Origin of the sequence: Streptomyces sp. HNM0574, from assembly GCF_012726235.1 — a bacterium.
Lineage (GTDB): Bacteria > Actinomycetota > Actinomycetes > Streptomycetales > Streptomycetaceae > Streptomyces.
This window is the reverse complement of the sequence record NZ_JAASAH010000016.1, coordinates 90,953-103,187: the sequence shown is the minus strand read 5'-3', so window position 1 is coordinate 103,187 and position 12,235 is coordinate 90,953. Positions and strand designations below refer to the sequence as shown.

9 protein-coding genes are annotated in these 12,235 nt (G+C 72.4%); 4 read left to right on the top strand and 5 right to left on the bottom strand.

Annotated elements, in window-relative coordinates; translation table 11 throughout:
- Nucleotides 1-120: 120 nt before the first annotated feature.
- Nucleotides 121-1,008, top strand: a complete 888-nt coding sequence (locus HCC30_RS23485) for a phosphatase PAP2 family protein (protein ID WP_240979834.1) — start codon at nucleotides 121-123, stop codon at nucleotides 1,006-1,008.
- Between the two features lie 432 nt (nucleotides 1,009-1,440).
- Here HCC30_RS23485 and HCC30_RS23480 read toward each other — a convergent pair whose 3' ends face one another.
- Both HCC30_RS23480 and HCC30_RS23475 read right to left on the bottom strand, forming a co-directional pair.
- Nucleotides 1,441-4,431, bottom strand: a complete 2,991-nt coding sequence (locus tag HCC30_RS23480; protein WP_169444740.1) for a bifunctional [glutamine synthetase] adenylyltransferase/[glutamine synthetase]-adenylyl-L-tyrosine phosphorylase — start codon at nucleotides 4,429-4,431, stop codon at nucleotides 1,441-1,443.
- Nucleotides 4,432-4,492: 61 nt separating this feature from the next.
- Nucleotides 4,493-5,854, bottom strand: a complete 1,362-nt coding sequence (locus tag HCC30_RS23475; protein ID WP_169444739.1) for a glutamine synthetase family protein — start codon at nucleotides 5,852-5,854, stop codon at nucleotides 4,493-4,495.
- A 440-nt stretch (nucleotides 5,855-6,294) separates the two neighbouring features.
- On the opposite strand from HCC30_RS23475, the gene HCC30_RS23470 reads away from it, so the two are divergent.
- From HCC30_RS23470 to HCC30_RS23460, 3 genes are all read left to right on the top strand, one after another.
- Nucleotides 6,295-7,509 (top strand): MFS transporter, encoded by a 1,215-nt coding sequence (locus tag HCC30_RS23470; RefSeq protein WP_169444738.1) that lies wholly within the window; start codon nucleotides 6,295-6,297, stop codon nucleotides 7,507-7,509.
- A 261-nt stretch (nucleotides 7,510-7,770) separates the two neighbouring features.
- A complete protein-coding gene (locus HCC30_RS28305) occupies nucleotides 7,771-8,289 on the top strand; it encodes a hypothetical protein (RefSeq protein ID WP_206324222.1) in 519 nt (172 codons plus the stop codon).
- Nucleotides 8,290-8,354: 65 nt separating this feature from the next.
- Nucleotides 8,355-8,873, top strand: a complete 519-nt coding sequence (locus HCC30_RS23460) for a hypothetical protein (protein ID WP_169444737.1) — start codon at nucleotides 8,355-8,357, stop codon at nucleotides 8,871-8,873.
- Nucleotides 8,874-9,126: 253 nt separating this feature from the next.
- Here the strand turns inward: HCC30_RS23460 and HCC30_RS23455 are convergent, their stop codons facing one another.
- The 3 genes from HCC30_RS23455 to HCC30_RS23445 form a co-directional block, all read right to left on the bottom strand.
- Nucleotides 9,127-10,329: a S8 family peptidase gene (locus HCC30_RS23455; RefSeq protein WP_169444736.1), complete on the bottom strand. Its 1,203-nt coding sequence runs from the start codon at nucleotides 10,327-10,329 to the stop codon at nucleotides 9,127-9,129.
- A gap of 212 nt (nucleotides 10,330-10,541) precedes the next feature.
- Nucleotides 10,542-11,621, bottom strand: a complete 1,080-nt coding sequence (locus tag HCC30_RS23450) for a helix-turn-helix domain-containing protein (protein WP_169444735.1) — start codon at nucleotides 11,619-11,621, stop codon at nucleotides 10,542-10,544.
- Between the two features lie 287 nt (nucleotides 11,622-11,908).
- The gene (locus HCC30_RS23445) at nucleotides 11,909-12,226 is read right to left on the bottom strand and encodes a hypothetical protein (protein ID WP_169444734.1); all 318 of its coding nucleotides are present in this window, start codon (nucleotides 12,224-12,226) and stop codon (nucleotides 11,909-11,911) included.
- Nucleotides 12,227-12,235 lie beyond the last annotated feature (9 nt).

Sequence of the window (12,235 nt, the reverse complement as noted above, 5' to 3'; positions counted from 1 at the left end):
CGATCTCTGGCAGACTGTCCCTCTATGGGGGCACCGACGAGGACCGAGAGAGAGCGCCGGAGCACCGCCGTAGCCCCCGATGTGGAGCTCGGTGAGGGCGGACCGGCGACGGACGGTCGTATGCGGAATCTGACCGCCCGGATGCGTACCCCTCGGCACCCCCGGCTCTGGTTTGAGATCGTCCTCATCGCCGTCAGCTACTGGACGTACTCGCTGATCCGGAACGCGGTCCCCGAGCAGAAGGCCGAGGCCCTGCGGAACGCGGACTGGATCTGGCAGGCCGAGCAGATCCTCGGCATCGCCGTCGAGCAGTCCGTCAACCACGCGGTGAACGGCGTGACCTGGCTCATCGTCACGATGAACTACTACTACGCGACACTGCACTTCATCGTGACCATCGCGGTCCTGGTCTGGCTGTACCGGCTGCACCCCGGCCGGTACGCGGCCACCCGCCTGGTGCTCTTCGCGACCACGGGCGCCGCGCTGCTCGGCTACTACCTCTTCCCGCTGGCGCCGCCCCGGCTGATGAACGGCGTCGACTTCATCGACACCGTGCGGGTGCACGACACCTGGGGCTCGATGGCCTCGGGCAACCTGGCCGAGATGTCCAACCAGTACGCGGCCATGCCCTCGATGCACATCGGCTGGTCGGTGTGGTGCGGGGTCACCATCGTGGCGCTGGCCAGGCCGCTGTGGGTCAAGGCGCTCGGGGTGCTCTACCCCGTCACCACGCTCGTCGTCATCGTCTGCACGGCGAACCACTTCTGGCTGGACGCCGTCGGCGGCCTGATGTGCCTGGCCCTCGGCTACGCCCTCAGCTACGCCTGGTACGCCCGGCTCCCCCACCAACTCCCCCGCACCGTCCCCGCCCTCGCCCCCGCCGCCTCGACCCCGGCCGGCACCGGCCGCGCCCCGGACGACGGCGTACGCACCCGGCCGCCGGGCGAGCCCGAGCCGGAACCGGCCGCGACGGCCTCCGGCCCGGAGGGCGTCGCACCACGCCGGTGACGGCTCCGGCCTCCGCCGGACACGGCACGCACACGGCACACCACGAGGGGGCACCCGGTCGGCACCGGGTGCCCCCTCGTCCCGTCCGTGCGGCGGGGTACGTCAGCGCATGCCGGCGCGGAACACGTCGGCGGTGCAGGTCCAGGGCTTCAGCTGGGGCGCGTCCGCGGCGTCCAGCGCGTCGATGAACCTCGGGAGCCCGGCCCGGAAGTCCTCCGGGGTGAGCGGCTTCGGCTGCTGCGCCCTCGGTCGACCCGGTCGTCCCAGAGCTGGGCGCCGAAGGCCGTCGACACGTCGTCACCGATGTCGCCCTTGCCCGTGAGCACGGGGATGCCGGCCCCGGCGATCAGCCATGTCCGCCACGCGCTGGGCCGGGCAATTGAATACCGGTCCGGCCGATCGGGGAAGCGGAACGATCACCCGCCCCGCGGCCTACTCCTCGGCCCCGTAGAAGAGGCGCTCCATGACGGCGCGGGCGCGGCGGGTGGTGCGGCGGTAGTCCTCCAGCATGTCGCCGACCGTGCCGGGCCCGTAGCCCAGGTAGCGGCCCACGGCGCCGAGTTCGCGGAAGTCGGACGGGAAGGTGTCCCCGGCCCGGCCGCGTACCAGCATCACCGCGTTCCGCACCCGGGTCGCCAACAGCCAGGCCTCGTCGAGGACTTCGGCGTCCTCCGCCTCCAGCAGGCCCGCCTCCCGCGCGGCGGTCAGCGCCTCCCGGGTGCGGGTGGTGCGCAGCCGGGGCTCCTCGGCCGCGTGCCGCAGCTGGATCAGCTGGACCGTCCACTCGACGTCGGAGAGGCCGCCGCGGCCGAGCTTCACATGGGTGGTCGGGTCGGCGCCGCGCGGCAGCCGTTCGCCCTCCATGCGGGCCTTGAGGCGGCGGATCTCGCGCAGCGCGTCGTCGTCCGGGCCGCCCGCCGGGTAGCGCAGCGGGTCGATCAGCTCGATGAAGCGGGCGCCCAGGTCCGCGTCCCCGGCGACGGGTTCGGCGCGCAGCAGCGCCTGGCTCTCCCACACCGAGGACCAGCGCGCGTAGTAGGCGGCGTACGAGGAGAGGGAGCGGGCGAGGGCGCCGTTCTTGCCCTCGGGGCGCAGGTCGGCGTCGATCTCCAGCGGCGGGTCGGAGGTGGGCAGCTGGAGCAGGCGGCGCATCTCGGTGGCGATGGCGAACGCGGCCTTGCCCGCCTCGTGTTCGCTGACGCCCTCGCGGGCCTCGTGCACGAAGAGGAGGTCGGCGTCCGAACCGTAGTTGAGCTCCCGTCCGCCGAACCGGCCCATGCCGATGACGGCGAACCGTACCGGCGCCTCGTCGCCCCATTCGGCGCGGACGGCGGCGCGCAGCGCGCCCGCGATCGTCACCGCGTTCAGGTCGGTCAGCGCGGAGCCGACCCGGTCGACGGCGGCCGAGGGGTCCTCGCTGGGCGCCTCCTCCGTGCCGTACGCGCCGACGATGTCGCCCGCGGCGGTACGGAACAGCTCCCGGCGCCGCACCCCGCGGGCGGCGGCGACGGCCTGCTCGGGCCCGTCGGCGCGGCCGACCGCGGAGAGCACCTCGGTCAGCAGCGCCTCGCGGCTGCGGGGCCGCAGTCCGCCCTCGTCGCCGAGCAGCGCGACCGCCTCGGGCGCGCGCAGCAGCAGGTCGGGGGCGAAGCGTCCGGCGGACAGGACGCGGGCGAGGTTCTCGGCGGCGGCGCCCTCGTCCCGCAGCAGCCGCAGGTACCAGGGGGTCTTGCCGAGCGCGTCGGACACCTTGCGGAAGCCGAGGAGGCCGGCGTCCGGGTCGGCCGAGTCCGCGAACCAGCCGAGCAGGACGGGCAGCAGCGTCCGCTGGATGGCCGCCTTCCGGCTGACGCCGCTGGCCAGCGCCTCCAGGTGGCGCAGGGCCGAGCCGGGGTCGGCGTAGCCGAGGGCCTCCAGGCGCTGCCGCGCCGCCGAGGGCGAGAGCCGGACCTCGCCGACGTCGAGCTGGGCCACGGCGTCCAGCAGCGGGCGGTAGAACAGCTTCTCGTGCAGCCGCCGCACCGCCGAGGCGTGCCGCCGCCAGGACTTCTGCAGCTCGGCGACGGGTTCGGTGCGGAAGCCGAGCGAGCGGCCGAGCCGGCGCTGGTCGGCCTCGGTGTCCGGCATCAGGTGGGTGCGGCGCAGCTTGTGGAGCTGGATGCGGTGCTCCATGGTGCGCAGGAAGCGGTACGAGGCGTCGAGCGCGGCCGCGTCCTGGCGGCCGACGTAGCCGCCCGCGGCGAGTTCGCCCAGCGCGTCCAGGGTGGTGGGGCTGCGGAGGCCGGCGTCGGTGCGGCCGTGCACCAACTGGAGGAGCTGGACGGCGAATTCGGCGTCCCGCAGCCCGCCGGGCCCGAGCTTCAGCTCGCGGTCGACCTGCGCGGCCGGGATGTTCTCGACGACGCGGCGGCGCATCTGCTGCACGTCGGTGACGAAGTTCTCCCGGTCGGCCGCCTGCCACACCATCGGGGCGACGGCGGCGACGTACTCCTCGCCGAGCGCCAGGTCCCCGGCGACCGGGCGCGCCTTCAACAGGGCCTGGAACTCCCAGGTCTTGGCCCAGCGCTGGTAGTACGCGAGGTGGCTGCTGAGGGTGCGCACCAGCGGGCCGTTCCGGCCCTCGGGGCGGAGGTTGGCGTCGACGGGCCAGATGGTGCCCTCGGCCGTGGTGTCGGAGCAGATGCGCATCATGTGCGCGGCGAGCCGGGTCGCGGCCCGCAGCGCGACGTCCTCCTCCTGGAGTCCGGCGGGCTCGGCGACGTAGATGACGTCGACGTCCGAGACGTAATTCAGTTCCCTGCCACCGCACTTGCCCATCGCGACGACGGCCAGCCGGCACACGGCCGCGTCCTCCGGGGTGTCGGCCCGGGCGAGGGCGAGGGCCTTGCGGAGGGTGGCGGTGGCCAGGTCGGCGAGTTCGGCGGCGGTGTCCGGGAGGTCGCTGGTGCCGCAGACGTCGCGGGCCGCGATGGACAGCAGGCAGCGCCGGTAGGCGTGCCGCAGCTCGTCCGGGTCGGTGACGTCACCGAGCGCCGCCTCGAACTCCTCGACGCCCGGGTGCAGATCGGCCGGTTCGTACCGGACCAGTTCCTGCCAGTCGTCCGGGTGCCCCGCGAGGTGGTCGCCCAGCGCCTCCGAGACGCCCAGGACGCCGAGCAGCCGGTCCCGCAGCGGCTTGCTGGCCAGGACGGTGTCCAGCAGCACCGACCGGCCCGCGTCCTGCTGCGCCTCCAGCAGCCGGACGAAGCCGAGGAGGGCCAGGTCCGGGTCGGCGGTGGCGCCGAGCGCGTCCAGCAGCGTCACGTCGGCCGCGACCGACTCCAGCGCCTCCGAGTTCAGCAGCCGCTCGGCGGCGGCGGGCTCGGTGAACCCCCGGCGCAGCAACTGCCCGTACCGACTGTCCCGTCGCCCGCCCAGCACCACGGCTGCCTCTTCTCCGTCCTGTCCCGCGTTGCCCGTTGTCCTTGTGCGCCCAGCGGAGCGGCTAGAGGACCGGCAGCGACTTGCGCAGCTCGAAGGCCGTGACCTCCGAGCGGTACTCCTCCCACTCCTGCTTCTTGTTCCGCAGGAAGAAGTCGTACACGTGCTCCCCGAGCGTTTCGGCCACCAGCTCGCTGCGCTCCATCAGCGTGATCGCCTCGCCGAGGTTCTGCGGCAGCGGCTCGATGCCCATGGCCCGGCGCTCCGAGTCGGACAGCGCCCACACGTCGTCGTCGGCGCCCGGGGGCAGCTCGTACCCCTCCTCGATGCCCTTGAGCCCGGCGGCCAGCAGCAGCGCGTACGCGAGGTACGGGTTGGCGCCGGAGTCGAGCGAGCGGACCTCGATGCGGGTGGAGCCCATCTTGCCCGGCTTGTACATCGGCACCCGGATCAGGGCGCTGCGGTTGTTGTGGCCCCAGCAGATGTACGACGGCGACTCGCCGCCCTCGCCCGCCGTGCGGTTGGCGCCGCCCCAGATCCGCTTGTACGAGTTGACCCACTGGTTGGTGACGGCGGAGATCTCCCCGGCGTGCGTGAGCAGCCCGGCGATGAAGGAGCGGCCGACCTTGGAGAGCTGGTACTCGGAGCCGGACTCGTAGAAGGCGTTCCGGTCGCCCTCGAAGAGGGACAGGTGGGTGTGCATGCCCGAACCCGGGTACTCGGAGAACGGCTTGGGCATGAACGTCGCCTGCACGCCCTGCTCCAGCGCGACCTGCTTCATCACCAGCCGGAAGGTCATGATGTTGTCGGCGGTGGACAGCGCGTCCGCGTACCGCAGGTCGATCTCCTGCTGGCCCGGGGCGCCCTCGTGGTGCGAGAACTCCACGGAGATGCCCATCGATTCGAGCATCGTGATGGCCTGGCGGCGGAAGTCCATGCCGACGTTCTGCGGGGTGTGGTCGAAGTACCCGGAGGAGTCGGCCGGCACCGGACGGGAGCCGTCCACCGGCTTGTTCTTCAGCAGGAAGAACTCGATCTCGGGGTGCGTGTAGAAGGTGAACCCCTGGTCGGACGCCTTGGCCAGGCTGCGCTTGAGGACGTAGCGCGGGTCCGCGTACGAGGGCGATCCGTCCGGCATGAGGATGTCGCAGAACATCCGCGCCGTGCCCGGGGCCTCGGCCCGCCACGGCAGTATCTGGAAGGTGCCCGGGTCCGGCTTGGCGATCATGTCGGACTCGTAGACCCGCGCGAAGCCCTCGATCGCCGACCCGTCGAAGCCCATGCCCTCGTCGAAGGCCTGCTCCAGCTCGGCCGGGGCCACGGCGACGGACTTGAGGAAGCCCAGCACATCGGTGAACCACAGCCGGACGAACCGGATGTCGCGCTCCTCAAGCGTGCGGAGCACGAATTCCTGCTGCTTGTCCATGGTCACCCAATCCTTGCTGGTCAGACGGCCTGCGAACTGGCCGGTTCGCCGATGTGCCCGGACAGCCCTCCGCCCTCAGTATCACGAGGGCCGGTTACCGTCACATTACGCTGCCGTGCGGGCCCCGCCAGCCGGTGACATGGGCGAACACACCGGACGTGACGTGGACATACGTACCGAACGGGCGGTACGGGCACCGTCCGGCCCGCCCGCGGCGCCGCCCCGTTCCGCCAGTGGCCGAAGCTCCAGGATCGTCCGGCCCCGGACCGCCCGATCCCGTACGAACGGCCCATGGGCCGCGGGCCGTCCGGTGGTGTGGGGTGGGACGCTGCGGGCCGTACGGGCACAATCGCCAACCAGTCTGCTCCGTACGGGAGTTGGCGCCGGGACGCGCGCGAGGGACACGGGGGACATCGGTGAAGAGCGGGAACCTCCGGACCGTGCTGGACCTGCTCGGCCCCCGGCTGCTGGTGCTCTCCTTCCTCGGCAGGCTCCCCACCTCCATGTGCCCCATCGGCACCCTGCTGCTCATCGGTCACACCAGCGGGAGCACGGCCCAGGCGGGCCTGGTCGCGGGGGCGCTGAGCCTGGGCGAGGCCGCGGGCGGCCCGCTCGTCGGCCGGTTCGCCGACCGGCGCGGGCAGCGGCCCGTCGTCCTGCTCGCGGTGCTCGTCAACGCGGCCGCGGTCGCCGCGCTCGTCACGGCCGCCGTCACCGACGCACCGGTGTGGCTCCAGGTCCCCTGCGCGGGGCTCGCCGGACTGGCCGTGCCGCAGATCGCGCCGCTGTCCCGCAGCCGCTGGCTGACCATGGTCAAGGGGCACCGCGACGAGCGGCGGATCGTCCCCGCGATCCTGTCGCTGGAGGGCGCCGTCGACGAGATCAACTTCACCGCGGGCCCCGCCCTGGTCGGCCTCTGCGCCACCTTCGCCGACCCCGTCCTGCCCATGCTCCTCGCCGTCGCCCTCGTCACCACCTGCGGCACCCTCTTCGCCCTCCACCCGACGGCGACGAGGGGGACGTCCGGCGAGCGCTTCCCGCGTCGCCGCGATCCGGGCCGTGCGGCGCTCGCGTCCCCCGCGCTCGCGCTGCTGATGCTCAGCATGGCGATGCAGGGGCTGCTGTTCGGCTCCGTGCAGACCGGGGTCTCGGCCACCTCGGCCGCGCTCGGCCACCCCGGCGCGGCGGGAGTGCTGTACGGGCTGATGGGCGGCGTCAGCGCCGTCGTCGGCTTCGCGCTGCTCGCGCTCCCGCAGCGGGTGTCGCTGCCGCAGCGGCTCCGGCTCGCCACCGGCGCGCTCCTGCTGCTCTCCCTGCCGCTGACGGTCGCGGACACTATGACGGCGCTCACCGTCGCCACCGGGCTCATCGGCCTGGCCGTCGCCCCGCACATCATCACCGTCTTCGGCCTCACCGAACGCGCGGCCCCGCGCTCCCGCACCGGCGAGGCCATGGGTCTCCTCCTCGGCAGCCTCCTCGTCGCCCAGGCCGCCGGCACCACCCTCTCCGGCCACCTCGCCGAAACCCACGGCCCCACGGCCCCCTTCTGGCTCACCACCACCGCCACCGCCACCGCCACCCTCCTCGCCCTGACCACGGCGGGCGTCCACACACGGGGGCGTCAACTCGGGGCGCGGGAGGGGGACTTGGTGTGAGGGGGTGGGGGCGGGCCTGCCGTGACGCTGCGCCCCCGCACGCTCTCCGTCCGTGAACGCTCCTGACTCACCGGCCGGTTGAGCACTCCCCCTGCCCGGCGACCGACAGAGGCGCGCGCCCGTCCGGCCGGGACCGCGTCCGGGAGCCGGCGGAGGCCCCGGCTTCACCATCGCCCGACGCGAGCCCCTCAGACAGGCGTCCGTGCGAGTTCGGGAGCACGATGGAGTCACAAGCGCACGAAGGGAACGAAGGGCAGAGCCATGAAACTTCGTCACCCCCGGCACCCGCATCCTCCTCCCGGACAGACGTGGGGTCCGAGCGAACCGGTCCAGAGATCACATCCAACCGACGGGCAACGCCCTTACCAGGAGCAGCCACCGCCGCAGGCCGCCCCGTACCAGGCGCCGTATCCGCAGAACCGCTACCAGGCGCCACCCGAGCAGGCACCGCGGCAGACGCATACGGCACCGGCACAACCTCCGCCGCAGGAAGGGCGAGCGCCCGCTCAGCGGAAGCGGCACCGTGTCTTCTTCTGGTTCTTCCTCGCGATCCAGGTCCTCTTCCTGGTCTGGATCATCTGGGCCGTCGCGAGCAGCGGTGGCACCCCCGAGGCGTGCCGGGGTCTCACCGGCGACGACCTCCAGCTCTGCAAGGACGCGAACGACGTCGGCACGACGATCGGAGTGGGTCTGGTCATCGGGATCTGGGTGGCGGTGGACTTCATCCTCGCGGTGACGTACGGCATCTACCGGATGGCCCGGAGGCCGTCCCGCGAATAGCCGCTCACCGGTGAGGAGCCCCTCCCGGCTCCCATTCGCACGCACAGGGAAGAAGGACCGGAGCCATGAGCGGTCCCGCCCCGCGGTGGGGCGAACAGCCCCGGCCGCCTGAACCACCACGAAAGCAACACCGTCTCCGCACGGCCCTGTTGGCCGTCCTGGGCGCCCTCGTCGTCCTCATCGCGATCGGCGTCGTCGCCACCGGCGGGGGCGACGAGGATCCCCCACAGCCGCCGTCGGCCACCTCGGAGAACACCGGACGGGAGGAGGAGAAACCGGAAGGGGACGAGGCGGACGACGTGACCCGTCTCGAGCTCGTCGACCACAGCGCATACGGGGTCGCCGACGTACGCGTCGAGTATGAGTTCACGAACAGGTCCGGCGAGAAGTCCGATTACGAAGTGACCTACGAGGTGGTCAACGAGAAGACGGACAAGCGCGTGTGGCAGAGCGTCCTGCTGGAGACCGGCGTGAAGCCCGGGCAGAGCGCCACGGGTGAGGACCCGATCAACGTTCCCGAGGGAACCGGCGCGGAGCAGCTCGAGGTCAAGGTGACGGAGGTCGACCGCACGGCGAGCTTCTGACCCGAGCCCCCCCACCCAAGCGACCGCGGCCCGGCAATGTGGGGTTGCCGGTCCGCGGTCGCGGTGTGGGGGCGGGGTCCACCGGCCGGCCGGGGAGGGTCGGCCGGTGGGACCCGCTCATGTGGGGGGTGGCTGCCGTTCCGTCGCCGGGGCGGCGGGACGGTGTCTGCTGTGGTGCTGGTGCGCCGGGCCGGTACGCGTGCCTGTCAGTGCTCGGCGTACCGGTCCCGACGCGCCGTGCTGCTCGCCTGTGTTACTCGACGACGTTCAGCAGCAGGTTGGGCGAGCCCTGGCCCGGGTTGCCGACGACGTCCTTGGAGCCGCCGTCGGTCAGGCCCTTGGCGACGTCGGCCGGCTTGGCGTCCTTGTGCCCGGAGAGGTACACGGCTGCCGCGCCCGCGACGTGCGGGGAGGCCATCGACGTGCCGGAGATGGTGTCCGTGGCGTTGTCGTCCGTGTTCCAGGCGCCGGTGATGTCCACGCCGGGGGCGTAGATGTCCAGGACCTCGCCGTAGTTGGAGAAGTCCGCCTGGGCGTCCTTGTTGTCGGTCGCGCCGACGGTGATGGCCTCCTTCACGCGGGCGGGAGAGGACTGGCCGGCGTCGGCGCCCTCGTTGCCGGCGGCCACCGCGTAGGTGACACCGGCCTCGATGGAGCCCTGGACGGCCTTGTCGAGCGCCTCGTCGGCGCCGCCGCCGAGGGACATGTTGGCCACGGACGGGCCGCTGGCGTTCTTGGTCACCCAGTCGATGCCCTTGACGACGCCCTCGGTGGTGCCGGAGCCCTGGTCGTCGAGGACGCGGACGGCGACGATCTCCGCCTTCTTGGCGACACCGTGCGCCTCACCGGCGACGGTGCTGGCCACGTGCGTGCCGTGACCGTTGCCGTCCTGGGCCTCCTCGTCACCGTCGACGGCGTCGAAGCCGTCCTTGGCGCGGCCGCCGAAGTCCTTGTGCGAGACGCGGACACCGGTGTCGATGACGTACGCCTTGACGCCCTCACCCGCGGTGTCGGGGTAGGTGTACTTCTTGTCGAGCTTCAGCTCCGGGGTGTCGATGCGGTCCAGGCCCCAGGACGGGGGGTCCGCCTGCTCACCGGAGATGGTGTGCTTCTGGTTCGCGTACACCTGGTCGACCGCCGGGTCGGCGGCGAGCTTCTCGGCGTCGCTCTGCGACATCTTGGCCGAGTAGCCGTTGAGCGCGTGCGTGAAGGTTTCCTTCACCTTGCCGTCGTACTTGCTGACGAGGGCCTTGCCCTCGGCCGACGACGCCTTCACGGCCGACTTCTTCATCGTGACGATGAAGCTGCCCTTCACGGCCTTGGCGGAGTCCGCTCCGACGACTGTTCCAGTGGGCGGAGTTGCGTTCGCGGGGAGGGCGAGACCGGCCGCGCCGATCGCCGCCGCTGCCACTGCCGCCGATATCCCGAGGACGGCCTTTTTGCGCGTCGCTGCCATTGCGAGGGTTCCTCCTCGATGTGGGGGAGTGCGCTGTGGGGTGCGCGAGCTGAAGCTCAGCACAACGAGGATTCCCGAACAAGACCGTTGGCGAAACGGTCAACTGGGGTTATTCGAGGAGGATTTCCGTGCATCGGTAACGCCCGGTGCGCCCCCTTTGCGGGATTCGCGCGCCGTCGCCTCCGGCCCGTACGGGGCGGAATGACCATGCGTCAGGCGCCCTCGGGCCGCTCCGTCCCGTCGCCTTCGGCCGCCGGTTCGGGGGCCTGCTGGGCGCCGGCCGAGCCGGAGACCCAGCCCAGGCTGGCGGCGCGCATGCCCAGCTGGAAGCGCGTCGAGGCGCCGAGGCGGCCCATCAGGGAGCTGAGCCGGCGCTGGAACGTGCGGTAGCTGATGCCGAGTTGACGGGCCATGACCTGGTCCGTCATGCCCGTCATCAGCAGCGCGAGCAGCCGCGACTCGTCGTTCGTCGGCGCGTCCGCCGCGCCCTGCGGCTTCCCGCCGAGGTACTCCGAGAGCGGCAGCGCGCGCCCCCACAGCACCTCGAAGAAGTCGCAGAGCGCGTCCAGCAGTCCGGAGGGGTGGACGACGACACTGCTGGCCATCTCGTGCGGCGCGGCGCGCAGCGGGATCAGCGCGGTGCGGTCGTCGGCGACCATCAGCTTGGTGGGGGTGTCCGCCATCACCCGGGCGTCCTCGCCGAGTTCGGCACAGGCGCCGATGTCCGCGTCCAGCCGCTGATGGCTGGCCAGGCCCGCGGTGTCGTAGATGACCCGGTAGCCGATGCCCTGCCGCATCATGTGCGCCTGCGCGGGCATCATGCCGGTCTTCGGGTCGAGCTGGTCGGGGTCGCTGTTGGCGTACGGCGGACGGTCGATGCCGCGGATTTCGTGGCGTGCGCTGCGTTGCAGCTGGTCGACCTGGCGGATGACGGCCGCCCTGCCGGTGACGATCTCCACGAGGTCGACCGGGTCACGGCCGGCGGCGTTGGTGCGGAACCGCGTGGCCAGCAGCTGCACATGGCGGCGCGTGCGGTGGATCGCCTCCTCGCGGGCGAGGAGCAGCGACTCGAAGGCGATCTCCGGCGCGACAGGCAGGTAGCGCTGTTCACCGCGACGTTCGCCCGGATAGCGGCCGACGAGGCCCAACTCCTCCAGTGCGCCCAGGGTTTCGCGCACCTTGGGGGCGCTCATGCCGAGCGTGGAGCGCAACTCGCCGACGGTCACCGCTCCGTCGACGAGCGCCTCGTAGGTCTGTTGCTGGACGAGGTCGAGGCCGAGGGCATCCAACATGCCCGCATCTTCTGTGCGGTGGCGAGTTCACGTCAATGTCCGTTGCTCGCCACCGCGAGCGCGAAGAGGGCGAACCATGCGAAATCGCACGGCCGTTCACGCCTTCGCAATCCGCAGGTGATGCTGGCGCGGGAACGCGGCCGGGCGGCGTACACCACGCGGGCCGCGGCCGGGCCCGCCGCCGTGACCACCACTCCTCCCAGCGCCGCGCGGGCCCGCACCGTTTCCCTCCCGGGGCCGCTCCCCCGAATCCTTCCCGTTTTTCCGGTCCGGGTTCGGGGCGCCCCTCAGCGCGTGGTCGAGACCGCGCGGGTCTCCGGGACGGCCGGGCCGTCTCCGGTGGTGACGGTTCCGGGGACGGCGTCGGGGTCGGTGGCGGTGCGCACCGTGACGTACGAGGTGGTGTCCGGGGCCGTCGGCGCGTGGCCGGTGGCGCCCGCGCCCGCCGGGGCGGTGAGCAGCGCGGCGAGGGCGGCCGCGGCGAGGACGAGCAGGGCGGCGGCCGTGCCGAAGCGGCGCCGGGCGAGCCGGTGGCGGGCGAGCCGGAACCGGACGAGGCCGTACCGGACGATCCCGTACCGGCGGCTGTCGGCGGAAGCGCTCATGCCGGGCCC

Coding starts and splice junctions, on each gene's coding strand:
- HCC30_RS23485 (WP_240979834.1), top strand. CDS start 121: ATGCGGAATCTGACCGCCCGGATGCGTACCCCTCGGCACCCCCGGCTC.
- HCC30_RS23455 (WP_169444736.1), bottom strand. CDS start 10,329: ATGGCAGCGACGCGCAAAAAGGCCGTCCTCGGGATATCGGCGGCAGTG.
- HCC30_RS23475 (WP_169444739.1), bottom strand. CDS start 5,854: ATGGACAAGCAGCAGGAATTCGTGCTCCGCACGCTTGAGGAGCGCGAC.
- HCC30_RS23450 (WP_169444735.1), bottom strand. CDS start 11,621: ATGTTGGATGCCCTCGGCCTCGACCTCGTCCAGCAACAGACCTACGAG.
- HCC30_RS28305 (WP_206324222.1), top strand. CDS start 7,771: ATGAAACTTCGTCACCCCCGGCACCCGCATCCTCCTCCCGGACAGACG.
- HCC30_RS23445 (WP_169444734.1), bottom strand. CDS start 12,226: ATGAGCGCTTCCGCCGACAGCCGCCGGTACGGGATCGTCCGGTACGGC.
- HCC30_RS23460 (WP_169444737.1), top strand. CDS start 8,355: ATGAGCGGTCCCGCCCCGCGGTGGGGCGAACAGCCCCGGCCGCCTGAA.